The sequence below is a fragment of the Devosia sp. P3_B2 genome, from assembly GCF_056402875.1.
The window spans coordinates 89,673-116,371 of sequence record NZ_JBFUGO010000012.1; the positions used below are offsets into that span (position 1 = coordinate 89,673).

The 26,699-nt window shown below is 65.3% G+C and carries 28 protein-coding genes; 20 read left to right on the forward strand and 8 right to left on the reverse strand.

Translation table 11 applies throughout. The features are described 5' to 3' along the window. Positions 1 to 71 precede the first annotated feature (71 nt). The 11 genes from AC1DV8_RS18185 to dhaK are packed head-to-tail and all read left to right on the forward strand — an operon-like array spanning position 72 to position 8,529. Positions 72 to 1,019 carry a carbohydrate ABC transporter permease gene (locus AC1DV8_RS18185; RefSeq protein ID WP_477151978.1) on the forward strand — a complete coding sequence of 316 codons (948 nt, stop codon included), beginning with the start codon at positions 72 to 74 and terminating at the stop codon, positions 1,017 to 1,019. After that, positions 1,016 to 1,966 (forward strand): carbohydrate ABC transporter permease, encoded by a 951-nt coding sequence (locus AC1DV8_RS18190; RefSeq protein WP_477158409.1) that lies wholly within the window; start codon positions 1,016 to 1,018, stop codon positions 1,964 to 1,966. The genes AC1DV8_RS18185 and AC1DV8_RS18190 overlap by 4 nt, the downstream gene beginning before the upstream one ends. Next, complete coding sequence (locus AC1DV8_RS18195) at positions 1,963 to 2,142, forward strand: hypothetical protein (RefSeq protein ID WP_477158410.1); 180 nt, start codon at positions 1,963 to 1,965, stop codon at positions 2,140 to 2,142. The genes AC1DV8_RS18190 and AC1DV8_RS18195 overlap by 4 nt, the downstream gene beginning before the upstream one ends. Positions 2,143 to 2,146: 4 nt before the next feature. Next, positions 2,147 to 3,244 (forward strand): ABC transporter ATP-binding protein, encoded by a 1,098-nt coding sequence (locus tag AC1DV8_RS18200; protein ID WP_477158411.1) that lies wholly within the window; start codon positions 2,147 to 2,149, stop codon positions 3,242 to 3,244. Next, positions 3,237 to 4,262 (forward strand): ABC transporter ATP-binding protein, encoded by a 1,026-nt coding sequence (locus AC1DV8_RS18205; protein WP_477158412.1) that lies wholly within the window; start codon positions 3,237 to 3,239, stop codon positions 4,260 to 4,262. The genes AC1DV8_RS18200 and AC1DV8_RS18205 overlap by 8 nt, the downstream gene beginning before the upstream one ends. Further along, on the forward strand, positions 4,262 to 4,849 hold the full coding sequence (gene dhaL, locus AC1DV8_RS18210) for a dihydroxyacetone kinase subunit DhaL (RefSeq protein ID WP_477151977.1): 588 nt from the start codon (positions 4,262 to 4,264) through the stop codon (positions 4,847 to 4,849). Before AC1DV8_RS18205 ends, dhaL begins: the two co-directional genes overlap by 1 nt. Continuing rightward, positions 4,846 to 5,235: a dihydroxyacetone kinase phosphoryl donor subunit DhaM gene (gene dhaM / locus AC1DV8_RS18215; RefSeq protein ID WP_332812765.1), complete on the forward strand. Its 390-nt coding sequence runs from the start codon at positions 4,846 to 4,848 to the stop codon at positions 5,233 to 5,235. The genes dhaL and dhaM overlap by 4 nt, the downstream gene beginning before the upstream one ends. Further along, positions 5,232 to 5,540 carry an HPr family phosphocarrier protein gene (locus tag AC1DV8_RS18220; protein ID WP_477151893.1) on the forward strand — a complete coding sequence of 103 codons (309 nt, stop codon included), beginning with the start codon at positions 5,232 to 5,234 and terminating at the stop codon, positions 5,538 to 5,540. The genes dhaM and AC1DV8_RS18220 overlap by 4 nt, the downstream gene beginning before the upstream one ends. Further along, positions 5,527 to 7,134, forward strand: a complete 1,608-nt coding sequence (ptsP, locus tag AC1DV8_RS18225) for a phosphoenolpyruvate--protein phosphotransferase (RefSeq protein WP_477158413.1) — start codon at positions 5,527 to 5,529, stop codon at positions 7,132 to 7,134. Before AC1DV8_RS18220 ends, ptsP begins: the two co-directional genes overlap by 14 nt. Continuing rightward, positions 7,121 to 7,549 (forward strand): hypothetical protein, encoded by a 429-nt coding sequence (locus tag AC1DV8_RS18230; RefSeq protein WP_477151891.1) that lies wholly within the window; start codon positions 7,121 to 7,123, stop codon positions 7,547 to 7,549. The genes ptsP and AC1DV8_RS18230 overlap by 14 nt, the downstream gene beginning before the upstream one ends. Further along, positions 7,546 to 8,529: a dihydroxyacetone kinase subunit DhaK gene (gene dhaK / locus AC1DV8_RS18235; protein WP_477158414.1), complete on the forward strand. Its 984-nt coding sequence runs from the start codon at positions 7,546 to 7,548 to the stop codon at positions 8,527 to 8,529. The genes AC1DV8_RS18230 and dhaK overlap by 4 nt, the downstream gene beginning before the upstream one ends. Positions 8,530 to 8,569: 40 nt before the next feature. Here dhaK and AC1DV8_RS18240 read toward each other — a convergent pair whose 3' ends face one another. From AC1DV8_RS18240 to AC1DV8_RS18250, 3 genes are all read right to left on the reverse strand, one after another. Next, positions 8,570 to 9,154, reverse strand: coding sequence for a HupE/UreJ family protein (locus AC1DV8_RS18240; protein WP_477151889.1), 585 nt, complete (start codon positions 9,152 to 9,154; stop codon positions 8,570 to 8,572). Positions 9,155 to 9,194: 40 nt separating this feature from the next. After that, positions 9,195 to 10,802 (reverse strand): amidase, encoded by a 1,608-nt coding sequence (locus tag AC1DV8_RS18245; protein ID WP_477151888.1) that lies wholly within the window; start codon positions 10,800 to 10,802, stop codon positions 9,195 to 9,197. Between the two features lie 73 nt (positions 10,803 to 10,875). After that, positions 10,876 to 11,574, reverse strand: coding sequence for a cysteine hydrolase family protein (locus AC1DV8_RS18250; protein WP_477158415.1), 699 nt, complete (start codon positions 11,572 to 11,574; stop codon positions 10,876 to 10,878). Between AC1DV8_RS18250 and AC1DV8_RS18255 the strand changes: the two genes are divergently transcribed. The 3 genes from AC1DV8_RS18255 to AC1DV8_RS18265 all read left to right on the forward strand — a co-directional run bounded on the left by AC1DV8_RS18255 (position 11,574) and on the right by AC1DV8_RS18265 (position 13,621). Then, entirely contained in the window at positions 11,574 to 11,804 is a 231-nt protein-coding gene (locus AC1DV8_RS18255; RefSeq protein ID WP_477158416.1) for a hypothetical protein, read from the forward strand. The two genes, AC1DV8_RS18250 and AC1DV8_RS18255, sit on opposite strands and share 1 nt — an antisense overlap. 186 nt (positions 11,805 to 11,990) lie before the next feature. Beyond that, a complete protein-coding gene (locus AC1DV8_RS18260) occupies positions 11,991 to 13,025 on the forward strand; it encodes a substrate-binding domain-containing protein (protein WP_477151885.1) in 1,035 nt (344 codons plus the stop codon). 176 nt (positions 13,026 to 13,201) lie between these two features. Beyond that, a complete protein-coding gene (locus AC1DV8_RS18265) occupies positions 13,202 to 13,621 on the forward strand; it encodes a MarR family winged helix-turn-helix transcriptional regulator (protein WP_477158417.1) in 420 nt (139 codons plus the stop codon). A 150-nt stretch (positions 13,622 to 13,771) separates the two neighbouring features. On the opposite strand, the gene AC1DV8_RS18270 is transcribed toward AC1DV8_RS18265, so the two are convergent. Genes AC1DV8_RS18270 through AC1DV8_RS18290 form a run of 5 tightly spaced genes read right to left on the reverse strand, consistent with a single transcriptional unit; the run spans position 13,772 to position 19,677 of the window. Beyond that, positions 13,772 to 15,175 (reverse strand): amidase, encoded by a 1,404-nt coding sequence (locus AC1DV8_RS18270; RefSeq protein WP_477158418.1) that lies wholly within the window; start codon positions 15,173 to 15,175, stop codon positions 13,772 to 13,774. A gap of 15 nt (positions 15,176 to 15,190) precedes the next feature. Beyond that, positions 15,191 to 16,606: an amidase gene (locus tag AC1DV8_RS18275; protein WP_477158419.1), complete on the reverse strand. Its 1,416-nt coding sequence runs from the start codon at positions 16,604 to 16,606 to the stop codon at positions 15,191 to 15,193. A 21-nt stretch (positions 16,607 to 16,627) separates the two neighbouring features. After that, positions 16,628 to 18,046 (reverse strand): amidase, encoded by a 1,419-nt coding sequence (locus AC1DV8_RS18280; protein ID WP_477158420.1) that lies wholly within the window; start codon positions 18,044 to 18,046, stop codon positions 16,628 to 16,630. A 1-nt stretch (position 18,047) separates the two neighbouring features. Then, complete coding sequence (locus tag AC1DV8_RS18285) at positions 18,048 to 19,469, reverse strand: amidase (RefSeq protein ID WP_477158421.1); 1,422 nt, start codon at positions 19,467 to 19,469, stop codon at positions 18,048 to 18,050. A 1-nt stretch (position 19,470) separates the two neighbouring features. Next, positions 19,471 to 19,677 carry a hypothetical protein gene (locus AC1DV8_RS18290; RefSeq protein ID WP_477151879.1) on the reverse strand — a complete coding sequence of 69 codons (207 nt, stop codon included), beginning with the start codon at positions 19,675 to 19,677 and terminating at the stop codon, positions 19,471 to 19,473. Between the two features lie 332 nt (positions 19,678 to 20,009). Between AC1DV8_RS18290 and AC1DV8_RS18295 the strand changes: the two genes are divergently transcribed. The 6 genes from AC1DV8_RS18295 to AC1DV8_RS18320 all read left to right on the forward strand — a co-directional run bounded on the left by AC1DV8_RS18295 (position 20,010) and on the right by AC1DV8_RS18320 (position 26,680). Beyond that, complete coding sequence (locus AC1DV8_RS18295; protein ID WP_477158422.1) at positions 20,010 to 21,605, forward strand: ABC transporter substrate-binding protein; 1,596 nt, start codon at positions 20,010 to 20,012, stop codon at positions 21,603 to 21,605. Between the two features lie 66 nt (positions 21,606 to 21,671). Further along, the gene (locus tag AC1DV8_RS18300; RefSeq protein ID WP_477158423.1) at positions 21,672 to 22,628 is read left to right on the forward strand and encodes an ABC transporter permease; all 957 of its coding nucleotides are present in this window, start codon (positions 21,672 to 21,674) and stop codon (positions 22,626 to 22,628) included. Positions 22,629 to 22,638: 10 nt separating this feature from the next. Then, positions 22,639 to 23,541, forward strand: coding sequence for an ABC transporter permease (locus AC1DV8_RS18305; protein ID WP_477158424.1), 903 nt, complete (start codon positions 22,639 to 22,641; stop codon positions 23,539 to 23,541). Positions 23,542 to 23,560: 19 nt separating this feature from the next. Continuing rightward, complete coding sequence (locus AC1DV8_RS18310) at positions 23,561 to 24,646, forward strand: ABC transporter ATP-binding protein (RefSeq protein ID WP_477158425.1); 1,086 nt, start codon at positions 23,561 to 23,563, stop codon at positions 24,644 to 24,646. 47 nt (positions 24,647 to 24,693) lie between these two features. Continuing rightward, positions 24,694 to 25,749 (forward strand): ABC transporter ATP-binding protein, encoded by a 1,056-nt coding sequence (locus tag AC1DV8_RS18315; protein WP_477158454.1) that lies wholly within the window; start codon positions 24,694 to 24,696, stop codon positions 25,747 to 25,749. A 31-nt stretch (positions 25,750 to 25,780) separates the two neighbouring features. Next, a complete protein-coding gene (locus tag AC1DV8_RS18320) occupies positions 25,781 to 26,680 on the forward strand; it encodes a DMT family transporter (RefSeq protein WP_477158426.1) in 900 nt (299 codons plus the stop codon). Positions 26,681 to 26,699: the final 19 nt, after the last annotated feature.

A 26,699-nucleotide genomic window follows, 5' to 3' on the forward strand; every position in this document is an offset into this window, starting at 1 on the left:
CGCCGCGTACTAGTATGCGGCGCCGTCACCTCCTCCAAGCGAGTAGTTCCGTGACCGACACCCGAACATCGATGCTCGATCGCACGGCGGATGTCGCCGCCCGCTCGACCCCGCTGGGGATCAGCAAGCGCGTCACCGGACTTTCCGACCGGATGGTCGCCTGGCTGTTCATCGCGCCGACCATGCTGCTGCTGCTCGCCATCAACATCTTTCCCCTGTTCTGGGCGATCGGGCTGAGCTTCACCAATTACCGCGCCAATCGCCCCAACGAGGCGATCGACAATGTGGGCCTACGCAACTACCAGCGCATCCTCACCGATCCCGACATCTGGATCGCCATGCAGACCACGGCCAACTTCGTGTTCTGGACCATCGCGCTGCAGACGCTGATCGGCTTCGGCCTCGCCTACCTCCTCGATCGCAAGTTTCGCGGCCACGCCTTCTGGACCACCATCATCCTCGTGCCGATGATGCTGAGCCCCGCCGTGGTCGGAAATTTCTGGCGCTTCCTGTTCGAGCCGCAGATCGGGCTCTTCGCCTATGCCGTCAGTTTCGTGAGCGGCATCCCGGCGACACAGATCACCATGCTTTCGAGCGTGCAGTTGGCTCCCTGGGCCATCGTCATCGTCGATACCTGGATGTGGACGCCTTACGTGATGCTGATCTGCCTCGCCGGGCTGCGCTCCATCCCCGACTACATTTACGAGGCGGCCGAGGTCGATCGAGCTTCCCCGCTACGGCAGTTCCTGTCGATCACCCTGCCGATGGCGCTGCCCTTCATCATGCTCGCGGTGCTGTTCCGCGGCATCGAGAACTTCAAGATGTTCGACATGGTCAACCTGTTGACCGGCGGCGGACCCGGCTCGACCACGGAGGTTGCCTCGATCACGCTGAAGCGCGAGGCCTTCGAGAAGTGGCGCACCGGCTACAGCTCGGCCTTCGCCATCATCCTCTTCGTCGCCGTGTTCGGCCTCGCCAACATCTACGTCAAGGCGCTCAACCGGGTGAAGCAGAGATGAGCCTCACCACCGCCCATTCCGTCGTCGAGCCGAGCCGCGTGTCGAAGCGCGTCGCCGCAGCGCTTGTCATCGCCTACGCGCTGATCTCGATCGTGCCGCTGTTCTGGATCTTCGCCACCAGCTTCAAGACACCGCCGGATTCGATCGCCTATCCGCCCAAGATCGTGTTCCAGCCCTCGATCGAAGGCTATTGCAACCTCTTCACCACTCGCACCCGTCAGACCCCCGAATACATAACCAGCCTGCCGGCCCCGACGAACTTCTGCGACGAGGTCACGCGCAAGCGCAACATGGTGATCGCCGGTCCATCCAACTTCCTGCCGCGCTTCATCAATTCACTGGTCATCGCCTTCGGTTCGACCTTCTGCGCGGTGTTCCTCGGAACCCTCGCCGCCTACGGCTTCTCGCGCTTCAAGGTGCCGCTTGCCGACGACCTGCTGTTCTTCATCCTCTCGACCCGGATGATGCCCCCAATCGCCGTGGCGATCCCGATCTATCTGATGTACCGCGAGCTCGGTCTTTCGGACTCTGCGCTGGGGATGATCCTGCTCTACACGGCGGTCAACGTTTCGCTGGCGGTGTGGCTGCTCAAGGGCTTCATGGACGAGATCCCGCGTGAGTACGAGGAGGCTGCGATGATCGACGGCTACACAAGGCTGCACGCGTTCTGGAAAGTGGTGCTGCCGCAGGCCACCACCGGCATCGCCGCCACCGCCATCTTCTGCCTGATCTTTGCCTGGAACGAGTATGCCTTCGCGGCACTCCTCACCTCAGGCCAGGCCCAGACGGCGCCGCCCTTCATCCCGCAGATCATCGGCGAGGGCGGGCAAGACTGGCCGGCCGTCGCCGCAGGCACCACTATTTTCCTCGTGCCGATCCTGGTGTTCACGATCTTGCTGCGTAAGCAGTTGTTGCGCGGCATCACCTTTGGGGCGGTGCGGAAATGACCCGTTGGCCAAAACTTCTCCGCCGCGGGCCGATGGAGATGCTCGCCATCGTGCTGATCGGGCTTGGGTTCTTCATGCTGTTCCAGCCGTTCGTGCTCGAGCTCTACTCGTACTCCTTCATCACCCTGCTGGTGGGGACGCTGATGTTCGTCGTCGTCACCAAGTTTCCGGAGTAGGGCGATGGCTGAAATCCGCGTCGAGAACCTGCGCAAGGAATTCACCGGCTTCGTGGCGGTAGAGGACTCGAGTTTCACGGTCGAGGATGGCGAGTTCTTCGTCATGCTCGGGCCCTCGGGCTGCGGCAAGACCACGACGCTGCGGATGATCGCCGGCCTCGAGCTGCCCACCTCCGGCCGCATCCTGCTCGGCGGCGAAGACGTGACGATGAAGCGCGCCCGTGAACGCGACATCGCCTTCGTGTTCCAGCTTTTCGCGCTCTACCCACACATGAACGTACGCCGGAACATCGGTTTCCCACTGCTCGCGCAGGGCATGCCCAAATCCGAGATCCGGACCCGCGTCGAGGACGTCGCAAAACTCCTTCGCATCGACCACATCCTCGACAAGCCCGTGTCCGGCCTCGCCGGCGGCGACCGCCAGCGCGTGGCGCTGGGGCGCGCCATCGTCCGCCGCCCGATGTGCTTTCTGATGGACGAGCCGCTTGGAACACTCGATGCCGAGTTCCGCGACCTCATGGTGCACGAGCTGCGCGAGTTGCATAACCGGATCGGCGCGACCACCGTCTACGTCACGCACGACCAGCTCGAAGCCATGTCGATGGCCGACAAGATCGCCGTGATGAACCATGGCATCATCGAGCAGTTCGGCACGCCGCGCGAAATCTACGACCGGCCGCGCACCATGTATGTCGCCGATTTCATGGGTTCGCCACCGATGAACTTCCTGCGTTTCCACGCCGGCCTCGCGCGCGGCAGCACCAGTGTGCGAATCAACGGCGCCGAGGTCGCGGTGCCGGAGCTGCGCGAAGATCGCGCCCCGGCGGACCTGGCGCTGGGGGTGCGGCCCGAGCACATCCGCCTCGACGACAGCTCGAAGCTGCGCGGCGAGGTGCTTGGCGCCGAGTATCTGGGCACCACGCAGATCGTCGTCGTCGAAACCGGCGAGGGCACCGTCAAAGCCCGCATCCCCGCCAGCGCCCAGGTCGCCACCGGCGAAACCGTCGGCTTGAGCCTGAGCGGCCAGCACCTGTCGCTGTTCGACAAAGCATCGGGTCGCGCGGTTGAGACAGCGTTGTACGAGGGAGCCACCCATGGCTGAAATCACCCTCCGCCACATCACCAAGCGCTTCAAGGGCACCACGGCGGTCGACACTGTCGACCTCACCATCGCCGACGGCGAGTTCGTCGTACTCCTCGGCCCCACCGGTGCCGGTAAGACTACGACGCTGCGCCTCATTGCCGGGCTCGAGAGCCCTGACACCGGCCAGGTGACCATCGCCGGCGAGGACGTCACTGCGCTCCCGCCTTCGGCGCGCGACGTGGCCTTCGTGTTCCAGCAATATTCGCTCTACCCGCATCTTTCGGTGTACGAAAACCTCGCTTTCCCGCTGCGCTCGCCGGCGCGCCGGCTGGACAAGGATGAACTCGATCGCCGCGTCCGCCACACCGCGAAGCTGGTGCGCATCGATCACAAGCTCGACAACCGCGCCACCCGCCTGTCGGGCGGCGAGATGCAGCGCGTCGCCATCGGCCGGGCGCTGGTCCGCCAGCCGTCGATCTACCTGATGGACGAGCCGTTGAGCTCGCTCGACGCAAAGCTTCGCGCCGATATGCGGCTCGAACTGAAGCGCATCCAGCGGGAGCTGGGCGCGACGCTGCTCTACGTCACGCACGACCAGATCGAAGCCATGACCATGGCCGACCGCATCGGCATCCTCAAAGAGGGCCGCCTGATCCAGATCGGCACGCCCCGCGAGATCTACACTGCGCCGGTCAGCGCCTACGTCGCGACGCGCCTCGGCCAGCCGGCGATCAACCTGTTGCCGCGCGGTCTTCTGCCCGATGCCGGCCTGCCCGACACGGCGCAGACCATTGGCGCCCGTACCGAACACCTGAGCATCGAAAAGGCCACCAACGGCCATGCCGACGGCACTGTGGATTGGATCGAGCATTTGGGCGACCAGAACCACCTCCATGTCCGCATCGGCGAGCGCAAGTTGATCACGCTCTCCCCGCCTGATACGCCTCTTGCCGCCGGCGACAAGGTGATGGTCCGCTACACCAATCCGCTCTGCTTCGATGCCAATGGCGACCGTGTGGGAGGGGCCGCGCTATGATTTCAGAAGCGCAACTGCACGCGCTCGTTTCCGCCGTCGCGGCCAGCGTCGCGGCCCATGCCGAGGAGCTGACCGCGCTCGATTCGGCCATCGGCGACGGCGACCACGGCGTCAACATGAAGCGCGGCTTCGATGCGGTGGCCGCCGACATCGACCAGATTGCCAGCAAGCCGCTGCCCGATGCGCTCAAGGCCATCGGCACCAAGCTGGTGATGACCATTGGCGGCGCTTCCGGACCGCTCTATGGCACGCTGTTCCTGACCTTGGGTAAGGAGCTTGCGGTGTCACCGGATGATTATGCCGGCGCCTTCCGCCGCGCCGTTGATGCGGTCGCCGCCCGCGGCAAGTCGGAGATTGGCCAGAAGACTATGCTCGACGTGCTCTATCCGGTCGCCGACGCCCTGGGCGCCGGCAAACCGCTGCCCGAGTTGCTGGCCATCGCCAATGCCGAGGTGGCCGCCACCGGTCCGCGAAAGGCCATCCGCGGCCGCGCCTCGTTCCTCGGCGACCGCTCGATCGGCCATATTGATCCGGGTGCGCGCTCCAGCGCCCTCATCCTCGAAGCGGTTGCAGGAGCGCTGCAATGAAGAATGTCGGTATCGTCATCGTCTCGCATTCGCCGCTGGTCGCCGAGGGCGCCGCCGACATGGTGCGCCAGATGGTTGGCGACGAGGTGCCGCTCGCCTGGTGCGGCGGCAACCCTGAAGGGGGACTCGGTACTTCGGTGGAAGCGATCATCGCCGCCATCGACCGCGCCTGGTCCGATCGGGGCGTTGCGATCCTCGTCGACCTTGGCGGTGCCGAGACGAATTCCGAAATGGCCATCGAGATGCTCGATGGCGACCGCAGCCGCAAGGTCGTGGTGTGCAACGCGCCAGTGGTCGAAGGCGCTGTCATGGCGGCCACCGAGGCCTCCGGCGGCGCCTCGCTCGCCGAGGTTCGCGCCACCGCAGAGGAACTGTCACCGGCATGAAGAAGGCAACCGACTTGGCCCAGGCAAAAGTGCTCATCACCCACGATGTGGGCCTGCACGCACGCCCCTCGGTGAAGCTCACCAAGCTGGCGAAAGGGTTTGGTGCGCGCATCGTCCTGGCGCTGGCCGAGGAGGGCCCGTGGGTCGACGCCAAGTCGATCGTCAAGGTGATGGCCACCAAGGCCCCCAAGGGCTCGACGCTCTACCTTCGCGCCGAGGGCGATGACGCCGAAGATGCCATCGAGGCGCTGGTGGGGCTGGTCGAGCGGGATTTCGACGAGGGCGCGACCCATGCCGACGCATAGGGCCACCGGCACCGTCGCTTCCATCGGCTACGCCTCCGGACCGCTGTTCCTGATCGAGCGGAGCACCGCGAACTATGTTGGAAGCGGCAACGCCGCCACCGAGGCCGAGCGCCTCAAGGCCGCCATTCGCCGCGCTTCAGATGCCGTTGCCGACCTGATGGCCAAGGCCGAGCTCGAGTCTGCCGCGATCCTTGAGTTCCAGGTCGCGATGCTGGAAGACGAAAGCCTTGCAGAGCCGGCACTGGCGGCGATCACGACCGGTGCCGATGCCGCGACCGCATGGTCCGACGCGCTCGCCGGGCAGATCGCTGACTACGAGTCCGCCGACGATGCCTATTTCCGCGCCCGCAGCGCCGACCTGCGCGATATCCGCGACAGCGTGCTGAGGGCGCTGTCCGGCGCGAAGTCCGGCAAGGCGCCGGCCGGGGCGGTCCTGCTTGGCAACGACATCACCCCGACCCAGTTCCTGGCGATGGACTGGAAACAGGGCGGCGGGATCGTCCTCCACAGCGGCAGTTCGGCCAGTCACGTCGCCATGCTCGCCCGTTCGCGTGGTGTGCCCATGCTTGTAGGGGTCGGGACGATCGAAGCGGCGAATGACGATCTGGTGCTGGTCGATGCCGAGCACGGGCGCATCATCGTCTTGCCCGACACCGAAGCCCAGCGCGAGTTCCTCAAGGCCTCGACGGCGCACCACCAGTTGCTCAACCTGGCGCGCAGCCACCTGCGCCGGCCCGCTGTGACCGCCGATGGCCTGCAGGTCGAGGTGCTGGTCAACATCGCCGAGCCCGTGGACGTCGACACCATCGATATCGCGACCTGCGACGGGGTGGGGCTGATGCGGACGGAGTTCCTGTTCAGCCGCGGTCTCCCCGATGAGGAAACGCAATACCAGGCCTACCGCAAGGTGCTGGAATGGGCCGCGGGCAAGCCCGTCACCATCCGGACCGTCGACGCCGGCGGCGACAAGCCGGTTCGCAACTACACCATCGAGGAAACCAACCCATTCCTCGGCCTGCGCGGCATTCGCCTGTCGCTGGCCCGGCCGGATGTGTTCAGGGCCCAGGTCCGCGCCTTGCTGCGCGCCGCTGTGCACGGTCAGCTCAAGGTCATGTTCCCGATGATCACCCTAGCCGGCGAATACCGCGCGGCCGAGGTGATCTTCCGCGAGGAGGCCCTGGCGCTGTCCGATAGCGGCATCCCGCACCGGCTCCCGCCGCTTGGCATCATGGTGGAGGTCCCCGCCGTCGCCATCGATCCGTCGCCCTTCCTCGACGTGGCGTTCTTCTCGATCGGCTCCAACGACCTGACGCAGTACGTGCTGGCGGCCGGGCGCGACAGCGCCGCTGTCGGTGGCTTGAACGACGTCCGCCACCCGGCCGTCGTCTCGCTGATCCGCAATGTCACCCAGTTCGGCGAAGCCAATGCCATCCCGGTCAGCCTCTGCGGCGATGCCGGCGGCGACCCGGCAGTCATCTCGCTGCTGATCGGTGCCGGCCTGCGCACCCTGTCCGTCGCGCCGGCGCAGTTGCCGCTGGCTAAGGCGGCCATTGCCCGCGCCGTCACCCGGGACGATGCCGATGGCCGACGATAAGGCCCCGCGCGAGGCCGCCGACGAGGCGATCCGCGCTTACAAGCTGCTGCTCGCCAATGTGCTCGACACGCGCCCGTCCGGCGCCCGGCAGCGCCTCGCCGATGCCCTGGGCAAGCACCGCAGCTTCATCACCCAGATCACCAGCCCCACCTACACCACGCCGATCCCGCAAAAGCACCTCGCGACCATCTTCGCCGTTTGCCATTTCAGCCCGGCCGAGCGCGACGCCTTCGTTACTGCTTACCGCAAGGCACATCGCGGCAAGGTCGACATCGGCCAGCCGATGCGTACGCGCCACCTGACATTGTTGGTGCCGGACATCGGGGACAAGCAGAACGCCGCATTCGACAAGGCGGTGGCCGAGTTCATTTCAAGGATGGGTGCCTTGATGCACCCCGGGGGAGGGGACGAATGAAGAAGCTGATCAATGGGGTCGACACGATCCTCACCGAGAGTCTCGACGGCCTCGTCGCCGCCCGTTCCGACATCCTCGAACTCGGCGCCGAGCACAAGTTCGTCCGGCGCAAGGCGTTGAAGCCGGGCAAGGTCGCGCTGATCTCGGGCGGCGGCTCCGGGCATGAGCCGCTCCATGCCGGGCTCGTCGGCTCGGGCATGCTCGATGCCGCCTGTCCCGGCCAGGTGTTCACCTCGCCCACCCCCGATCAGATGCTGGCGGCCGCCGAGGCGGTGGATGGTGGCGCGGGCCTCCTGCTCATCGTCAAGAATTACGAAGGCGATGTGATGAACTTCGAGATGGCTGCCGAAATGATGGCAGGGCCGGTTGAGCGGGTGCTGGTCAACGACGACGTTGCCGTCGAGGATTCGACTTATACCACCGGCCGCCGTGGTGTTGCCGGCACGCTGGTGGTTGAAAAGATCGTCGGCGCGGCGGCCGAACGGGGCAGGAACCTCGCCGGCCTCAAGGCGCTGGGCGATCGCGTCAACGCAGCCACCCGCTCGATGGGCGTGGCACTCACCTCCTGCACGGTGCCCGCCTCGGGCAAGCCGCTCTTCGTGATCGGCGAAGACGAGATGGAGTTCGGCGTCGGCATCCACGGCGAACCCGGCCGCCGCCGCGACAAGCTCAAATCCGCCGATGCCATCGCCGAGGAGATCTGCGGCGCGATCGCTGCCGATTTCGGCTCGATCGCCGGCAAGCCGGCGCTGCTGTTCGTCAACGGCTTCGGCGCCACCCCCGCGATGGAGCTCTACCTCATGTACAATGTTGCTCGCCGACTGTTCGAAAAGAGCGGCGCCCGCGTCGTGCGTTCCCTCGTTGGCAACTACGTCACCTCACTCGACATGGCCGGCTGCTCGATCACGCTTAGCATCCTCGACGACGAGACCACGAGCCTATGGGACGAGCCGGTACACACCGCCGCCCTGCGTTGGTAGGGCGGCTGGCAGGCTTCATGGCGTGAGCCCGCAGCGGCTTCTAAAACCAAACCAGCAAGAAGGTGCCACCGAGCGCCAGGGTTCCGCCTGCGACCTGCGCAGCCGTTCGGCCATAGCGGCCCGCCAAGTGGCCAACGCCGAGGGCGCCGGCAATGCCCGCGACATGCAGGAGTGCCGTGGCGATGACGAAGCCCAGCGCATACTGCAAGCCGCTTGCGCCCGCTACCATCTCGGAGCCGTGCGCGTGGCCGTGGAACACTGCGAATGCGCCGACCAGCGCCACTGCCACGGCCGTCGGGATTTGCCGGCCCATCGCCGCGGCGCCGCCGATGGCGATGCCCGACAGCGCGATGCCGAGCTCGACGAACGGCACGTCCAGCCCCGTGCATCCGAGCAGGAAGCCCACCACCATCATGACGATGAAGCTCGCCGGCAGCAGCCAGCGGGCCCGACCACCGATGACAACCGCCAACACGCCCACCGCCACCATGGCGATGATGTGGTCGAGGCCGGCAAGCGGATGCTCTAAGCCGAGCAGCAGCCCAGAGGTCTCACCGGCGCCGGGATGGGCGAAGGCGACTGTCGGGAACAGGGTGGCGATAAGGATGAGTGGCAGTTTGCGCATGATGCCCTTTCGGAGGCGAGGCTCCAGTACGGTCAGTCGATCAGGCGGGCTCGGTCGCCTGCCGCTTATCCTCGGCGGCCTGAGGGGCGACGAACGGCGTTTCCTCGAGGCTCGGAACAATGCGGTGGCCGGTCGCCTGCTCGTAGTCGAAGGCGTAACCGAGGAGCTCCGCCTCGCTCCACATCCGGCCGACGAAGATCAGCGCGAACGGCCCGCCATTGGCGTACTGGCCGGCAGGGACGGTCACCCCGGGCAGGCCAGCGATGTTGATCTCGGACACCGTCGTGGCGGGGTACTCGGCCTTGTCGAACACACCCGGCAGTTCGGCGAACGATTGCGGGTAGGCCAGCACGTCGATCCGGTTGTCGACCATTACCTTGTTGAACAGCCGCAGGTAGCTCTGCCGCGCTGCGAGGAAGTCGCTGAGGTCGGGAACGTCGGTCGGGTCCTCGAGCGATTTTGCGAGGATCGGCATGTTCTTGGCATGCGCCCCTAGGATCCCCTCGGGCCCGAACGGATCGCTTGGCAGCAGTGCCTTGAGGGCGGCGAACGAGCTGGCCTTGGCACTGGCACCCAGGCGCCGGAGATAGTTTTCGAGATCGTGGGCGATCGATTCCATGCCGCGCGGATCGAACTCACCGTCATTGGCGGCGAGCCGGTCGAACTCGGTGCCGGCGAAGGGATCGTCGACCAGCACCGCGCCGAGCGCCTCGATCTCCTTGATGGCGGCCTCGTAGAGTTTCATGGCCTCCGCCGAGAGCGGCTTACGGCGCCAGCCGGCTCCGTAGAGGCCGACGCGCTTGCCCTTCAGCGCCCCGATGCTCAGCCTGCTGGTGTAGCCGCCCTCGGGCAACATGCCGATCGAGGCGACGGTCTTGGGGTCTTCCGGGGTATAGCCGGCGAGCACATCCATGAGGATGGCGGCATCGGTGACAGTCCGCGCGTGTGGTCCGACCACGTCGCGGGTCGAGCCAGCCAGCGGCGTGACGCCGCTGTTCGGGATCAGCGCGAAGGTCGGTTTGACGCTGACGAGGCTCTGCGCCGCGCCGGGGTTCTGGATCGATCCTCCGGTCTCCTCGGCGAGCCCGACCACGGCAAAACTCGCTGCAATCGCCGTCGCCGTGCCGCTGGAGCTGGCGCCCGGCGCGATGGCGCGGTCGACCGCGTTGAAGGTCGGGCCGTCCCAGCTGGTGTTGGCGCGTGCCCCATCATGGCTGAAGGCCGGAATATTGGTCTTGCCCAGGATGATGGCGCCAGCCGCCTTCAGCCGGCTGACCACCGGCGCATCCTTTTCCGGCATCAAATCGAAACCGCCAGCCGCGCTCGAGAGCGGCGCCCAGCCGCCGGTCGAGGGCAGGCCGACGAAATCCATCGCCTCCTTGATTACCACCGGCACGCCGGCCAATGGCCCCAGCGCTTCGCCAGCCGCGCGGCGGGCGTCGATCGCCTTGGCATCAGCCAATGCCGAGGGGTTCATGAAGGTGAAGGCGTTGTAGTACGGCTCGTAGCGCGCGATGCGGGCAAGATGCGCGAGGGTAAGGGTCTCCGAGTTGAAGCGCCCCTCGGCGAAGCCGCGCTGGATCTCGGCGACGGTCAGTTCGGCGACCTCGATTTCGGAAGTCTGGGCAGTCTGGCCTAGGGCATTCATGGGAAGCTCCCGATAGCGCGGAGGGGCAGGTGGGAAGCGCCCGGACTGTGGCCCGCCCGGGCGCCGGGTCGCCTCAGGCCGCGGCCCGGGTCGCGGTGGACTTGCCGATTAGGTCGAGCAAGTACCCCGTGTCCATCACGTCGGCGAAGATCGTGTACATGCTGATCAACGTCGCGTTGTGCTCCTCGTCCGACAGCGTCGCGTTGGCGTCGTTGAGGAAAATCACCTTGTAGCCCATCTGCAGCGCGTCCCGCGCCGTGCTCTCGCAGCAGCAATTGGTCAGCGTGCCGGTGATAACAAGCGCGTCGATGCCGCGCGCTTTGAGCTGGGCATCCATGTCGCAGGTCTCGGGGATCAACGCCGAGAAGCGGGTTTTGTCGACGATAATGTCGCCGGCCTCGACCTCCATCTCGGGCGCCACTTCCCAGTCGGGCATGCCGCGCGACATCTTGGCTTGGCCATCCAGCTGGGTCGTCCCGAGTGTCTTGAACCAGTAATCCCAGCTGTGTTTCTCGGCCGGGTCGTAGGTGTAGCGAGTGAACACGTTGACGCCGCCGGTTTCGCGCACGGCCCTGGAGATGGCGTTGATCGTGCTGATGATTTCGCGAGTGATGGGCACTTCGATCGGCGCACCTTCGTGAACGAAGCCGACCTGCATGTCGACGCAGACGTGCGCCACCTTGCTCATGTCGAGGCTGGCATAGATGTGGTCGCTGCCGCGGATGCTACGCATCCGGTCGACGATGTGCGAGGGAATGGAAACCTTGTGCATTGTCTGGCTACCTTTCGGTTGAAATCGTCAATGTGGCAGGCGATCGGCTGCGTCTGTTCAAGACGCGTTCATCTCCCGTTCAGGAGGTGTTCATCGTCGCGGCAATCCAGCGGCCGTTTGGTGTGGCCGCGTCGCCTCAAACCATCCGCCTGCTATCAATGCAGATAGTCAAATACGAAAATATCGAAATTGCAAGTGTCAATCTCGATGGGTGTTTGCCCAAATGGTAGGCATATTGACCGTTCGATCAAAGTTTCAGCAATTGTTTGACAGAAGCCCTGAGCCGTAGCAGTGTGCCCCGTCCAGCTTCGCCCGGTTGCTTTCCTCGGCAACCTTTTCGCCGGTCGCTCAACAGGCCGGCGGCGAAGCTGGATGACGGCGGACTTGGGCGGGAAGGGCGAGTGATGAAGATCGGCATGTTGCATCCGAGATCCGGCGTGACGGGCATGTGGACCCCGTCCATGGATGCCGCCGCACTGGTCGGAGCCTCCGAGATCAACGCCGCCGGCGGCATCCTTGGCGAGGAGATCGAATTGGTGTTCGCCGACTGTGGCTTCTCGGTCGGCGATGCGCTCTCGGCGGTCGATGCTCTCATCGAAATTGAGGGTGTCGGCGCCATCATCGGTGGCCACACCAGCAATAACCGCGATGCCGTCAGCCGGCGGGTGGCGAGCCGCGTACCCTACATTTACACGGCGCAATACGAGGGCATCGCCGTCGGTCCCTCTACCGTGGCGATCGGCAGCGTTGACGACGAACTGATGGCCCCGTCGCTGCAGTGGATGAAGGACAACAGGCGCGCCGACCGCTACTTCTTCGTCGGCAACGACTACATCTGGCCGCGCATGGCGCTCAGCACCACGCGGCGCCTGATGCGCCAGCAAGGCTCTGAACTTGTTGGACATGCGCTGGTCGCGACCCGCGAGTACGACTACACCGAGGTAGTGAAGCAGATCGCCAGGAGCGGTGCCCAGGTGGTGGTCCAGGCGCTGGTCGGCATGTGCTCGGTTGAGTTCAACCGCGCCTTCGCCGCCGCCGGTCTCGATGAGAAGATGCTGCGCTTCGGGCTGATCGTCGACGAGACCGTGGTCTGCGGCATCGGCGCCGAGGCGACTACCAACCTCTTCACTGCGGCCAACTACTTCGCCGGCCACCAGTCCCGTTTCAACGATCATTTCCTTGAGCTCTACCACGATGCCTTCGGCGCCTATGCTCCGCCGGTGTCGGCGGCGAACGTCGGTTACTACGAGGGCCTGCATGTCCTCGCCGGTCTGGCTCGCGAACTCGGCGCCACCGACAGCCGGCAACTGGCACATCACCTCGCACGCCCTTCGCGGCAGGCCGCCGCGCGGCATCTGCTCGACGACGACGCGGCCGGACGGCGGCCTACCGTCTATCTCGGCCAGGCCGACGGCGTGACCCTCCAGGTGGTCACCGCGTTGACCCACTAAGCGCCAAAACTATTTAATAATGAAATATTGTCAGTATCCGGCTGCGGTGGTATCCACTGCGCCGGACAGCTACGCGATTCAAGCGCAGCGCCAAGACTGAGCCGACTCGTCAAGGCGATCCGGCAACGACAATGGTAGAAAAATGAATCGTTCTGACGAGAAGTGAGGGGGAGGCTATGGCTACCACACGCATGAAGGATCAGCTGGCCTACATGATCGCCAGCGTGAACCGTCAGCTCGAAAACGAGCTGGAAGAGCGGCTGCGCCCGGGTGGCGTGCCGATCGAGCAATATCGCATCCTCGAGGTGCTCGATACGAGCGAGCCCTGCGCGATGGGGGAGATCGCCGCGCAGTCGCTGATCGAGCCGCCGACCCTGACCAAGATCATCGACAAGATGGTGGCCGAGGGGCTGGTCTATCGCGCTCCCGATCCGAACGATCGCCGGCGTGTGCTGATCCTCACCGCGGCTGGCGGTAAGACGCTGTTCAAGCGCCTGCGTGGTGTCTCGACGGCGCAGGAGCAGCGCATCATCGAGTTGCTCGAGTCCGAGCGGGCCACAGAACTTCGCAATCTGCTGCGCGAACTCATCCAGTAGGTGGACGCGCCAACGCATGAACTTCGCCTCCGCCAGCGATGGCTGGGCGCCGTTCTGTTTCTGAGGACCGAACGAGAAGGGGCGCCGCGACAGGAACGGCGCCCCCCGCTGTCCGAGGATTGGTGCAAACCTCCGACGGGTCGGAAAGCCTCAGAAACCGGGCGGCCGGCGTGTATGCCAGTCCGTTGCCTGCTGGTAGGCGTGCGCTACCTTGAGCAGTAGCGCCTCCGATCCCGGCGCGCCGGCGAGTTGCATCGCGACCGGCCGGCCGTCATCGGTGTAGCCGACGGGTAGTGTGACGGTCGGCGTGCCGGTGGCGTTGAACGGCGAGGTGAATTTTCCAATAATATCAAAGCTCTCGGCCACTTGCGCCCGCATCTCGCTCCAGGTCGGTGTGCCGAGTTTGAAGACCGGCATGATGAACACATCGATGTCGTCGAACATGCGGATCACCGCGCCGCGGAACTTCCGCCGCTCGATGATGCCCTTGCCGATATCGACGGGGCTGGCGGTGCGGCCAAGCTCGATCATCGCTTTGACCGATGGGCCGTATTTGTCGGCCTGCGAGGGATAGGTTGCGTCGTGATGCGCCGCTGTCTCGGCCATGGTGGCGGCCATGTTCATCTTCAAGAGGTTGGCGATCGAGGGGAACTTAACCACTTGAGTCAGCGCGCCAATTTCCTCCAGCACCGCGACGGCATCCTTGACGAAACCGATGGTGATCGGGTCGGCATCCGTCGCGACGAAGTCCCAGTCGAGCCCGATCTTGACGCCGCGGGCACCATAGATGCCGTCGAGCGCCGCCAGGTAGTTGGGCACCGGGGTAGAGAGCGAGGTAGTGTCGTTCGGGTCCCAGCCGGCCAGCGTTTGCAGCATTGCTGCCGCGTCGGCGGCGGAACGAGCCATCGGCCCGAGGTGATCGAAGGTCGCCGCGAGATCGAAGATGCCGTAGCGACTAATCAGTCCCCAGGTGGGCTTCACCCCGGTCAACCCATTGCAGGCAGCGGGAAATCTGATCGAACCGCCGGTGTCGGAACCGATGGTTGCGTAGGCCAGGCCGGCGGCGGCGGAGACGCCGGAGCCGGAGGAGGAGACGCCAGTCCACAGGTCCTTCTTCCACGGATTGACCGGCTCGGGCAGGTCCGGATGGTGCTCCAGCATGGCGCCTTCGGTCATATGGAGTTTGCCGAGCATCACGGCGCCGGCGTCGTTGAGCTTGGTGACGACTGTGGCGTCGTGGTCCGGCTTGAAATCGGAATAGATGGTCATCCCGCCGGTGGTGGTTATCCCTTTGGTAAAGCAGAGATCTTTGACCGCGATCGGGATGCCGTGCATTACCCCGCGATAGATCCCTTTCGTGATCTCGACCTCGGCTTTCTTTGCCTGTTCGAGCGCAAGGTCGGCGGTGACGGTGGTGTAGCTTTTGAGGCCCTGGTCGTAGGTTTCGATGCGGGTGAGGATCGCCTCGGTTACCTCGACGGGGGAAATGTCGCCCGCCTGGATGTGCTTTGCGACGGTTGTAAGCGCTTGAAAATGGATGGTGTCGAGCGACATGAATTGGGGTCTCCGCTAGTTGTAGGTCGTGAAATTCTGTGGGCGGCGCAAATGCCAGTCGGTCGCCTGCTGATAGGCGTGCGCGGCCTTGAACAGCGTCGCCTCGCTGAGGTGCGAACCGATGAGCTGCATGGCCAGCGGCAGCCCGATCGCATTGCTGCCGACCGGGAAGGTGATGGTGGGGGTGCCGGCCATGTTGTAGGGGCCGGTGAAGCGGCCGAAGGTCGGCAGCTCCTCGAACAACTTGTCGAGTTCCTCGTAGCGCACGCCGACCCACGGCATGATCGGCGCCGGGATGACGTCCACCGTCTCGAACACTTTGCTTAGGGCGCCCCGGAAGCGCTCCTTCTCGATATAGGCGCTGGCGACAACGGCCGGGTCGTAGTGCAGGCCGCGCTCGATGGTCTCGCGCAGCCGGCCGAACCCCGCGGGGTCGGCGGCGTAGCGCTCGCGGTGATAGTTGGCGCACTCGGTCTCCATGATGAAGCGCTGCATGCGCGTCACCTTGTCGATCGGCGGCAGGGTGATCGGCACGATCCTGGCGCCGATCGATGCGAACATGTCGAGTGCGGCGCGGATGCCTTCGACCAGCTCGGGGTCGACGCCGTCGCTCAAATAGCCCCAGTCGACGCCGATCTTGAGGTCGCGGGCACCGAACACGCCCTCGAGCGCTGCCGAGTAATTGGGAACCGAGGCCGTGAGGCTGGTCGGGTCGTTGTCGTCGTGGCCTGCGATGACGTCGAACATCGCTGCGGTGTCGGCGGCTGACCGGCACATGGGCCCGACTGAGTCGAGCGAGTCGGCGAGCGTGAACACGCCGTAGCGGCTGACGCGGCCCCAGGTCGGCTTCAGGCCGGTCAGGCCATTGGTGGCGGACGGGAAGCGGATCGAGCCGCCGGTGTCGGACCCGAGGCTGCCGAAGCAGAGGCCGGCCGCGGTGGCGACGCCCGAGCCGGACGAGGAACCGCCCGGCCAGAACCCGGCCACATAGGGGTGGGTCGGCGGCGGGCCGAAGCCCGGATGGTGATCGGCCAGCGCGCCCTCGTGCAGCGCCAGGCGCCCGAGGATCACGGCGCCGGCGGCGAGCAGCCGATCGACCACTGTCGCCGAGTAGTCGGACTCGAAATCCTTGTAAGCCATCGAGCCGAAGGTCGCCGGCGTGCCCTTGGTGAAGAACAGATCCTTTATGGCGATCGGCACGCCGTGCAGAGTACCGCGATAGCGGCCAGATCGGATCTCACTCTCGGCCTGCCGCGCCTGGGTCATGGCTTCGTCGGCCGTGACGGCGATGAAGCTGTGGAGTTCGGGATCGACCGACGCGATGCGCGCCAGCATCGTCTCGGTGAGGGTGACGGGTGAAACCGTCCCCTCCTTGATGCTGGCGGCGATGTCGGTCAACGCCATGAAGGGGATGTCGCTGGTGCTGAGCATGTCTCGTGCCTTGTGGGGAGTTCAGTGGAGGGACGGGCGCTGCAGGTGCCAGCCGGTCGCCTGCTGATAGGCATGGGCGGCCCGGAGCAGGCTCGCCTCGCCCAGGTGCGGCCCGATCAGTTGCACCCCGAGCGGCATGCCGACCCCGGCGATACCGCAGGGCAGGGTGATGCTGGGAACGCCCGCCAGGTTGAACGGCGAGGTGTAGCCGAGGAAGGCGTGGAGGTCGGATAGGTGCGCGTCCATCTCGTCGTAACGCGCCCCGACCATCGGGTAGACCGGCGAGATCAGCGCATCGATGCCGCCGGCGAACATCGCCTTGAGCTCGCCCTTGAAGCGGTCCTGCGTGATGTAGGCCTTTGCCAGCACCATCGAGTCGTAGCTCAGCCCCCGCTCCATGGCCTTGGCCAGTTGCGGGCCGAACCGGGACTTGTCCGCCTCGTAGACCGGCTTGTGAAAGAAGGCGCTCTCGGTGTCGGTGATCACCATCTGCGCGGTGATCGCGTCGCCGCGGGCGGGAACCTTCACCGGCACGATGATGGCGCCGAGGTCGCGGTAGACGGCGATCACCGCCCGGATCGCGGCGATGGTTTCGCCGTCGACGCCGCTCTCGAGATAGGCCTCGTCGACACCGATACGGAAGCCGCGGGCGCCGAGGATGCCGTCTAGCCCGGCCAGGTAGTCGGGCACCGGCTCGGTGAGGCAGGTCGGGTCCATCGGGTCGGCGCCGGCAAAGGCCGAGAGCATCGCCGCACAGTCGGCCGCATCGCGGGCCATGGGTCCGATGGTGTCGAGCGAGTCCGATAGCGGGAACACACCGTACCGGCTGGTCCGGCCCCAGGTCACCTTCAGCCCGGTGACGCCGCAGGCTGCGGAGGGAAAGCGGATCGAGCCGCCAGTATCGGTACCGAGGCTGGCAAAACACAACCCCGCGGCCGTCGCCGAGCCCGAGCCAGAGGACGAGCCGCCGGGCCAATAGTCCTTGTTCCAGGGGTTGAGGCACTTGGGCAGCGCCGGATGGTGCTCGCCGAAGGCTCCTTCATGGAGGTGCAACCGCCCGAGGATCACCGCGCCGGCCATCTTCAGTCGGTGGACGATGGTCGCGTTCTTGTCCGAGACGAAATCCTTGTAAGCAACCGATCCGAAGGTCGAGGCGACGCCTGTGGTGTGAAACAGGTCCTTGATGGCGATCGGCACGCCATGTAGCGGGCCGCGGCGCCGGCCGCTGTCGATTTCCGCCTTCGCAGCCTCGGCGTCCGCCAGGGCGCTCTCGGCGGTGACCGAGAGGTACGAATTGAGCGACGGATCGACCTCGGCGATGCGCTCGAGCATCATCTCGGTGACGGTGACCGGCGAGATCTCGCCGGATGAGATCAGGCCGGAGATTTCCAGCAGCGAGGCGTAGTGGAGGTCGTCGGTCCGGGGCAGGCTCTTCAGCATGTCAGGCGGCTTTCGCGATGAGAGGGAACTCGGGCCGGCGCGCCACGACGCCGGCTGCGGCCTCATAGGCAGCGCCGATGCGCAACACAGTGGGTTCGTCGAACGGCCGGCCGACAATCTGCGCACTGAGCGGCAGTCCATTGGAGGCGAAGCCGATCGGCAGGGCGAGGGCAGGGTGGCCGGTAACGTTGAACGGCCCGGTCAGGATGCCGCCCCAGCGGTTGGCATCGAGCCCGAAACTCGAGAACGGCGCCGCGGTGTCGAGAGCGTTGGGCGCCAGGAGCGCGTCATAGCTCGTGAGCAGTCCGTCCACCGCGGCGGTCAACTCGCGCCGCAGCCGCTGCGCCTGCATCACGTCGGCCGCCGACAACACCGCGCCCGAGACGAGGTGCTGGTAGGCATAGCGGCCATAGGCGTTGGGCCGGGTCTTCAGGTCCGTCTCATGGATCGCATAGGCTTCGGCGAACAGGATGGTCCGCACGCAGGCGTCGAACTGCTCGAACGGCGGCATGTCGACTTCCACGACATCGGCGCCGAGCGCCGCCATCTGCTCAGCCGTGGCGTCGAGCGCCATGGTGGCTTCGGCCGAGAGGAACGGGTTCTCGATAAAGAACTTTCGCGTGTAGCCGAGGCGGAGCCCGGTCAGGTTTGCGCCGATCGAGGCCGTGAAATCGGGCACCGGCACGTTGGCGGATGCCGGATCGAGCGGGTCGTAGCCGGCGATCACCTGCATAGTGAGCGCGGTGTCCAGCACAGTGCGCGACAGCGGCCCGCAGTGGTCGAGCGAATAGGCGAGGGGATAGACACCGCGCCGCGACACCCGGCCGTAGGTGGGCTTCAGCCCGACCGTACCGCAGAACGCTGCTGGTCCGCGGATCGAGCCGCCGGTGTCGGAGCCCATCGCCATCCGCATCATGCCGGCAGCGACCGCCGCGGCGGAGCCGGACGACGAGCCACCGGTGAAATGATCGAGGTTCCACGGGTTGCGGGCCGGCGGAAAGGGCAGGTCGAAGCTCGGGCCACCGATGGCGAACTCGAAGGTCCCCAGTTTGCCCAGCAGGACGCCTCCGCCTGCAGCGAGCTTTTCCTGGACCGCGCTGTCGGCGGACGGGACATTATCGCGGAGGAGGTTGGAGTGGCAGGTCGTGCGGATACCCGCCGTGCAATAGATGTCCTTGAGCGCGTAGGGGATGCCGTGCATCGGACCGTGATCGCGGCCGGCGGCAAAATCCCCATCGGCCTGGTCCGCGTCGGCGAGCGCTCGCTCCGCCGTCAGCAGCACGAAGGCGTGGACCAGCGGATCAAGTTCGGCGATCTGGCCGAGCGCGGCTTCGGTGAGCGCGCGCGAGGTGACGTCGCCGGCTCTGAGCGCTGCGCCGGCTTCGGCAATCGAAAGCTCGTTAAGTGGACCGAGGGCTGCCATCTCACTTGCCCTCCACGAGACTGAAGACGTTCGACGGCTCGGCCGCCACTGTGCGAGGCTGCCGCAGCCAATGCAGCGTCGCCATCAGCCGCTGCGCGTTGGCATAGGTGCCGTGCGCCCGCTCATCGGGTGGAACCACACCCGCGAGGCGGAAGCGCAACTCGGTTTCGGGCGCGAACAGCGGGGGCGTGGTCATAGGTTGGCTCATGGCGCGACTCCTCGGCGAACCGGCTTCATATACTACACCATGAAATATTTGAAAACGATAATATGGAGAGATAAAATAATGGTCAGCTTGCTTGTTTTTTGCGCAGAGAAGTCCCGGCAGGTCGGCCTATCTCTTTGCTCAGGAAGGCGCTTTTGCGACGCCCGAACCTGATGCTCCAATTCGCAACTGCAGCGAAATCGTAGAGATTTGAATATTTTAGCTCAACGCTAGTCTGGCATGCGTCCACCGCTGACAACGCTGGCACGGCCCTTGCAACGCTGTCCTGGTGCGCCTTCCCGATGGGCGCCCCCCGTTTGCAGGAGAGAAGCATCATGAGATCGACTGGACTGCGAGGCGTGTTCAGGGCCGCCGCGTTCGCCACCCTGGCGAGCGTTGGTGCGGCCGGGCATGCCGCCGCGCAAGAGACTGTTCTGCGCGTCGCAATGACCGCGGCCGATATTCCGGATTGGACCGGCGCCCCGGACCAAGGCTACGAGGGCTACCGTTTCGCTGGCTACACCATGTACGACGCGCTGGCGCTGTGGGACCTGTCGAGCTCGGACAAGGCGGCGGATATCGTCCCCGGCCTCGCCACCAGCTGGGAGGTCGATCCGGCCGACCCGCTGACCTGGACGTTCCACCTGCGCGAGGGCGTCAGTTTCCATGACGGCTGCCCGTGGAATGCCGATTCCGCCATCTGGAATCTCGAGCGCGTGAAGAACTCGGCCTCGCCCCAGTACAATGCGCGCCATGCCGGCATGCAGGGCTGGGCGGTTGGCAGTGTCGCCTCCTACGAGAAGGTCGACGACTACACCATCAAGCTGCACTCCACCGTGCCGTCCTCGATGCTGCCCTACAGCATGGCCATGCTGTACATGATCTCCAACTGCGGCGTGGAGAAGCTCGGCAACGACTACGTCAAGTACGCCGAACACCCGGCGGGCACCGGACCCTACATGTTCGATAAGCTCGTCCCGCACGAGCGGCTCGAGCTGGTCAAGAACCCCAACTACTGGAACCCCGACCGCATCCCCAAGCACGATCGGCTCGTGCTGCTGCCGATGCCGGAAGCCTCGACACGTGCCGCCGCGCTTCTTTCGGGCCAGGTGGATTTCGTCGAAGCCCCCTCGCCCGACACCATCCCGGCGCTCAAAGGCGCGGGCATGCAAATCATCACCGTGCCCTATCCGCACAACTGGGATTACCTGCTGCGCGTTGACAAGGGACCGTTCGCCGACCTCAAGGTCCGTCAGGCCGCCAATATGGCGATCAACCGCCAGGACTTGGTTGACATGCTGCAGGGCGTGGCCACCCCCGCCTTCAACACGCTGATCGACTCCCAGCCCTGGTATGGCTCGCCGCCGGTCTACGAGTACGATCCTGAGGGGGCCAAGGCCTTGCTGACCGAGGCCGGCTGCCTGCCGTGCAAGATCAAGATCGGCATCTCCACTTCGGGCTCGGGCCAGATGCAGCCTCTGCCGATGAACGAGCTGGTCAAGGAGCAACTCGACGAGGCCGGCTTCGAGGTCGAACTGGTCCCCATGGATTGGAACGCCCTGATCAGCGTGTTCTTCCAGGGGGCGGAAGCCTCTGGGTTTGACGGCATCAACTTCTCCATGGCGCCGATCGATGCCTCCCAGGGGGTGATCGGCAAGTGGATGAGCACCATGCAGCCGCCGAACTGCTGCAACTGGGGCTTCTACAAGAACGAAGCGGTGGACAAGCTCGGCTTCGAGGCCATGGCCGAGTTCGACAGCGCCAAGCGTGACGCCCTGCTGACCGAGATGAACACCATGGTCATGGCGGACGCGCCCGAGTTGTTCATTGTCCACGACCTCAACCCGCGCGCCCTGTCGCCCAAGCTCACCGGCTTCGTGCAGGCCCAGAGCTGGTTCCAGGACCTGACTCCGATAGTGGTCAATCCCTGATCCTGATCGTGGGCGCTGCAAAGCGCCCGCGATCCTCCCGTGGTGTCCAAAGCCGGAGATAGTGACGTGTGGCTCTACGCATTGCGCCGCCTGCTGATGACCATTCCAATCCTGCTCGGGGTCACGGTGATCTGTTTTGCCCTGGTCAAGCTTGCTCCGGGCGATCCGGTTCAGAACCTGGTTCGGCCTGAGACCAGCCCGGAAGATATCGCCAAGCTGCGAGCTTACTACGGGCTCGATCAGCCGGTGGTGATCCAGTACTTCGTCTGGCTCTGGCGTGTGCTGTGCGGCGACCTGGGCATGTCAATCGCCAACAACATGCCGGTGGCCGGCGAGGTGCTGCGGGCATTCTTCAATACCCTCACAGTGGCGCTGATTTCGGTGGTGCTGGCGTTCGTGGCCTCGATGGTCCTCGGCGTCATCGCCGCCACCCGGCAGGGCGGTGTCGTCGACCGCCTGGTAACGGCGATCGCGGTGTTCGGCATCTCGGTGCCCACCTTCTGGCTCTCGGTGGTGCTGGTGATCCTGTTCGCCGTCAACCTCAACTGGTTGCCGGCGACGGGCATGGGCGCGGGCGGCTCTGACGCCTTCAACTATTTCGACTGGAACGACTTCAAGTTCGCGGTGATGCCGATCATCGCGCTGGCGCTGCCGCCGCTCGCCATCATGACGCGAACGACGCGCTCGTCGCTGAGCGAGATCCTGAACCAGGATTTCATCCAGACGCTCCGTGCCAAGGGGCTGAGCGAGTTCGCGCTGGTCACTCACGCGGTGCGCAACATCATGCCCTCGGCCATCGCCATGCTGGGGTTGCAACTGGGCTACCTGATTGGCGGCTCCGTGCTGGTGGAAACGGTCTTCACGTGGCCGGGCACCGGGTACCTGCTGAACAAGGCAATCCTAACGCGCGACATCCCGTTGCTGCAGGGCACGATCCTGGTGCTCGCGACGGTGTTCGTCCTCATCAACCTCGTCGTCGACCTGCTGCAATCGCTGGTCGACCCGCGCATCAAACGCATCTGAGGCAAGAGCAATGACCGATATCCCTGCCGGCAGCATCAAGATCGACCCCAGCCAGACGAGCCCCGCCAACAAGGTGCGCGGCTACTGGGGGAACGTCTGGAGCCGCCTCCGCTACGACTACGTCACGCTGTTCTGCCTGGCGCTGATCATCGTCATCGTGCTCCTGGCGGTGTTCGCGCCGTGGCTGTCGCCGATGGACCCCGAGAAATCCAGCATGGCCAACCGGCTGCGGCCGATCGGCTACAAGAAGTATCTGCTCGGCACCGACGAGCAGGGGCGCGACATGCTGAGCCGCATGCTGTGGGGCGGTCGCGTCTCGTTGATGATGGGTATCCTGCCGGTGGTCTTCGCCACGCTCATCGGCGGCGGCTTCGGCGTCGTCGCCGGCTACTACGGCGGCAAGGTCAACATGGTGATCATGCGCACTATGGACGTGTTCTTCGCCTTCCCTTCGGTGCTGCTGGCGGTTGCCATCGCGGGCAGCCTCGGCGGGGGCATCGGCAACCAGATGCTGACCCTGACAGTCGTGCTGATCCCGCCGATCTGCCGGGTGGCGGAGACCGCGACCAGCCAGGTCCGCACGCTCGATTTCGTCGATGCGGCGCGGGCCAGCGGCGCGTCGACCATCTCGATCCTGTTTAACCACGTGTTGATCAACATCCTGTCGCCGGTGCTGGTCTATTCCTCCACGCTGGTCTCGATCTCGATCATCCTTGCCTCGGGCCTGTCGTTCCTAGGCCTGGGCGTGTCGCCGCCGACGGCGGACTGGGGCCTAATGCTGTCGACGCTGCGGCAGTCGATCTACGTCCAGCCGCTGGTCACCGCGATCCCCGGCGTCGCCATCCTCATCACCTCGATTGCCTTCAACCTGGTCAGCGACGGCCTGCGCCAGGCGATGGACGTCAAAGCCTAGCTCGAAAGGAAGCCCCGCAATGACCGACCTGATCGAAGCTTCCGATACACCGGCTGCCGACCCCCGCGATCGCGGCGGCCCGGCCCAGCCGATGCTGATCGTTGAGAACGTCAAGAAGTACTTCCCGATCCGCGCGGGCCTGCTCAACCGCAAGGTCGCCGAGGTGAAGGCGGTCGACGACATCTCGTTCTACGTGCTGAAGGGCGAGACACTCGGCATCGTCGGCGAGAGCGGCTGCGGCAAGTCCACGCTGGCGCGGCTGCTGATGTACTTGCTCGAAAAGGACGAGGGACACCTGATCCTCGACGGCGACACGGTGGGTGAGAAGACCGGCATGGCGCTCGACGGGCTGCGCCGCTCGCTGCAGATGGTGTTCCAGGATAGCTATTCGTCGCTCAATCCGCGGCTGCCGATCGAATCCTCGATCGCCTATGGCCCCAAGGTGCAGGGCGCCACCACCAAGTCCTCCAAGGAACAGGCCCGGGCGCTGCTCGAGAAGGTTGGGCTCAAGGCCGATCGCTTTGGCCAGCGCTATCCGCACGAGTTGTCGGGCGGCCAGAAGCAGCGCGTCAACATCGCCCGGGCGCTGGCGCTCGATCCGCGGCTGCTGATCCTCGACGAGGCGGTGTCGGCGCTCGACAAATCGGTCGAGGCGCAGGTGCTGAACCTGCTCGGCGAGCTCAAGGAACAGCTCAACCTCACCTACATCTTCATCTCCCACGACCTGCACGTAGTCCGCTACATCTCGGACCGGGTGCTGGTGATGTATCTGGGGCAGGTGGTCGAGATCGGGCCGGTCGAGAAGATCTATGACAACCCCAAGCACCCCTACACCAAGGCGCTGCTGGAGTGCCGGCTGAGCATGGACCCCGACGAGCGGGTCGAGGCCGCGCCGCTCGCAGGCGATCCGCCCAACCCGGTCAACCCGCCGGCCGGCTGCCGCTTCCACACCCGCTGCCCCTATGTCGAGGACGTCTGCATGTCCAAGGCGCCTGCACTGGGCAATGTGCTGAAATCGGACCCCAGCCGGCATCTCGCCGCCTGCCACATGGTGCATGCCGGTTCCGGGCACAGCCGTGCACCAGCCGGCACGCCTTTTAATTGATACTTCAACTGATGCGTGCCTGAACGAAGAGGCGAAAGATGAACGACATGAAATTCTCCCACCCGACCCTCGCCGAACCGATCAGCACGGGAGCTGAACCCTACGTGCAGGTCAGGGACCTGAAGGTCCGCTTCGTCAGCCGCGAGGCGACGGTGAAGGCGGTCAACGGCGTTTCCTTCGACCTCGAGCGCGGCAAGGTGCTCTGCGTCATCGGCGAGTCTGGCTCCGGCAAGTCGGTGATGATGCGCTCGCTGCTGCGGCTGCATCCCAAGAAGCGCACCGTCATCGAAGGCTCGATGAAGATCGGTGAGCACGAGATCACTACTGTCACCGACAAGGTGATGCAGGAACTGCGCGGCTCGACCGTGTCGATGATCTTCCAGGAACCGATGACGGCGCTCGACCCACTCTACACCATCGGCGACCAGATCGCCGAGACGGTGATGCGGCACGAAAAGGTCGACCGCGATGCGGCGTGGAAGCGGGCGTTCGAACTGCTCGAGCTGGTGCGCGTGCCCTCGCCCGAGCGGCGGCTGAAGGCCTATCCGCACGAGCTTTCCGGTGGCCTCAGGCAGCGCGCCATGATCGCGGTGGCGCTCTCCTGCCGGCCGAGCCTGCTGCTCGCCGACGAGCCGACCACGGCGCTCGATGCGTCGGTGCAGATCCAGGTGCTGGTGCTGCTGCGGCGGCTGCAGCGAGAAATGGGGATGTCGATGATCTTCGTCACCCACGATCTGGGCGTCGCGGCGCAGATCGCCGACAAGGTGGCGGTGATGTATGCCGGCCGGATCATCGAATATGGCGAAGCACGCGACGTGCTGCTCAATCCGCAGCACCCCTACACCAAGGCCATGTTGTCTTCGACGGTGAAGGACCAGGTGCGCGGGGCGCCGCTCGAAGCCATCGCCGGCACGCCGCCGGACCTGCGGGCGCTGCCCCCTGGTTGCAGCTTCGCGCCGCGCTGTAAGCATGCCGGTCCAGAGTGCTCCATCGCCATGCCCGAGCCGTTGAGCGACAGCCGTGGCCACATGGCCCGCTGCATCCGGCTGGGCCTTAGTTCCGGCGAGCTGCGCTTCGACGCGCCGGTGCTCGAGCCCGCCTGAGACTGGTCGATTGGGCGGAGGAGCCTGGACGATGGGCGACTGGTGGCTGGCGCGTTCTCCCACGGAGAAGGGGACGCTGCTGATGCTGACGGCGGTGCTGCTGTTTTCGGCGCTGCTGTTGCTGATCCGGCTGGCCGGGCAGGGCGTGTCGGTGGTGACGCTGGTGGTCGTCCGCCAGCTGATCATGCAGGCGCTAGTGATGGCGCAGGCAGGTCGCGAGAGCCGCCACATCCTGAGGACCAGCAATCTCACGCTGCAGTTGTGGCGCGCCGGGCTGTCGCTCGCAGCGACCGTCGCCACCTATGCCAGCTTCATCTACCTACCGCTGGCGCTGGCCAGTGCCATCAGCTTTTCCGCGGTGCTGTTCGTCACCATCGGGGCGGCGCTGTTCCTCAAGGAGAAGGTCGATAGCAAGACATGGCTGGTGACGTTCATCGGCCTCGGCGGGGTTTTGCTGATGCTGAGCCCACGTGAGGGCGGTGACCTGTTCTTCATCGTCGTGTCGATCGCGGGAGCGATCGTTTCGGCGGCGACGATCCTCACCGTCAGGGTGTTCAATGCCTCGGAATCGATTGGCACGGTGCTGACCTACCAGGGGTTGTTCGTGCTGCCGGTACTGCTGGTGCCGATGCTGCTGACTTGGCAGACGCCGACCCCCACCGAGTGGCTGCTGCTCGGCGCCATCGGCGTGCTGTCGACCTTCGGGCACTGGACCTTCGTCGCCGCCTATCGTCACGCCGAGGCCGCGCGTCTCGCGCCGCTGGATTTCCTCCGGCTGGTGATCCTCTCGCTGGCCGGGCTCGCCTTCTTCAATGAGCAGCCCGAGCCGACGCTGCTCGTCGGCATGGCCATCGTCATCGCCACGACCTCCTACACCATCCGCGCCAACGCTCGCGCCGCGGCCGCCGCAGCATCATCGGTCGCCAGCTGACTTATTTCGAATTTCAGTA

What these genes read in the sequence shown, in the direction of transcription:
- AC1DV8_RS18265 (WP_477158417.1), top strand. Translation starts at nt 13,202, where the DNA reads ATGGCTACCACACGCATGAAGGATCAGCTGGCCTACATGATCGCCAGC.
- AC1DV8_RS18220 (WP_477151893.1), top strand. Translation starts at nt 5,232, where the DNA reads ATGAAGAAGGCAACCGACTTGGCCCAGGCAAAAGTGCTCATCACCCAC.
- AC1DV8_RS18260 (WP_477151885.1), top strand. Translation starts at nt 11,991, where the DNA reads ATGTTGCATCCGAGATCCGGCGTGACGGGCATGTGGACCCCGTCCATG.
- AC1DV8_RS18185 (WP_477151978.1), top strand. Translation starts at nt 72, where the DNA reads ATGCTCGATCGCACGGCGGATGTCGCCGCCCGCTCGACCCCGCTGGGG.
- AC1DV8_RS18240 (WP_477151889.1), bottom strand. Translation starts at nt 9,154, where the DNA reads ATGCGCAAACTGCCACTCATCCTTATCGCCACCCTGTTCCCGACAGTC.
- AC1DV8_RS18310 (WP_477158425.1), top strand. Translation starts at nt 23,561, where the DNA reads ATGACCGACCTGATCGAAGCTTCCGATACACCGGCTGCCGACCCCCGC.
- AC1DV8_RS18230 (WP_477151891.1), top strand. Translation starts at nt 7,121, where the DNA reads ATGGCCGACGATAAGGCCCCGCGCGAGGCCGCCGACGAGGCGATCCGC.
- AC1DV8_RS18200 (WP_477158411.1), top strand. Translation starts at nt 2,147, where the DNA reads ATGGCTGAAATCCGCGTCGAGAACCTGCGCAAGGAATTCACCGGCTTC.
- AC1DV8_RS18245 (WP_477151888.1), bottom strand. Translation starts at nt 10,802, where the DNA reads ATGAATGCCCTAGGCCAGACTGCCCAGACTTCCGAAATCGAGGTCGCC.
- AC1DV8_RS18295 (WP_477158422.1), top strand. Translation starts at nt 20,010, where the DNA reads ATGAGATCGACTGGACTGCGAGGCGTGTTCAGGGCCGCCGCGTTCGCC.
- ptsP (WP_477158413.1), top strand. Translation starts at nt 5,527, where the DNA reads ATGCCGACGCATAGGGCCACCGGCACCGTCGCTTCCATCGGCTACGCC.
- dhaM (WP_332812765.1), top strand. Translation starts at nt 4,846, where the DNA reads ATGAAGAATGTCGGTATCGTCATCGTCTCGCATTCGCCGCTGGTCGCC.
- AC1DV8_RS18250 (WP_477158415.1), bottom strand. Translation starts at nt 11,574, where the DNA reads ATGCACAAGGTTTCCATTCCCTCGCACATCGTCGACCGGATGCGTAGC.
- AC1DV8_RS18290 (WP_477151879.1), bottom strand. Translation starts at nt 19,677, where the DNA reads ATGAGCCAACCTATGACCACGCCCCCGCTGTTCGCGCCCGAAACCGAG.
- AC1DV8_RS18275 (WP_477158419.1), bottom strand. Translation starts at nt 16,606, where the DNA reads ATGCTCAGCACCAGCGACATCCCCTTCATGGCGTTGACCGACATCGCC.
- AC1DV8_RS18320 (WP_477158426.1), top strand. Translation starts at nt 25,781, where the DNA reads ATGGGCGACTGGTGGCTGGCGCGTTCTCCCACGGAGAAGGGGACGCTG.
- AC1DV8_RS18305 (WP_477158424.1), top strand. Translation starts at nt 22,639, where the DNA reads ATGACCGATATCCCTGCCGGCAGCATCAAGATCGACCCCAGCCAGACG.
- AC1DV8_RS18190 (WP_477158409.1), top strand. Translation starts at nt 1,016, where the DNA reads ATGAGCCTCACCACCGCCCATTCCGTCGTCGAGCCGAGCCGCGTGTCG.
- AC1DV8_RS18195 (WP_477158410.1), top strand. Translation starts at nt 1,963, where the DNA reads ATGACCCGTTGGCCAAAACTTCTCCGCCGCGGGCCGATGGAGATGCTC.
- AC1DV8_RS18315 (WP_477158454.1), top strand. Translation starts at nt 24,694, where the DNA reads ATGAAATTCTCCCACCCGACCCTCGCCGAACCGATCAGCACGGGAGCT.
- AC1DV8_RS18285 (WP_477158421.1), bottom strand. Translation starts at nt 19,469, where the DNA reads ATGGCAGCCCTCGGTCCACTTAACGAGCTTTCGATTGCCGAAGCCGGC.
- dhaK (WP_477158414.1), top strand. Translation starts at nt 7,546, where the DNA reads ATGAAGAAGCTGATCAATGGGGTCGACACGATCCTCACCGAGAGTCTC.
- AC1DV8_RS18205 (WP_477158412.1), top strand. Translation starts at nt 3,237, where the DNA reads ATGGCTGAAATCACCCTCCGCCACATCACCAAGCGCTTCAAGGGCACC.
- AC1DV8_RS18280 (WP_477158420.1), bottom strand. Translation starts at nt 18,046, where the DNA reads ATGCTGAAGAGCCTGCCCCGGACCGACGACCTCCACTACGCCTCGCTG.
- AC1DV8_RS18270 (WP_477158418.1), bottom strand. Translation starts at nt 15,175, where the DNA reads ATGTCGCTCGACACCATCCATTTTCAAGCGCTTACAACCGTCGCAAAG.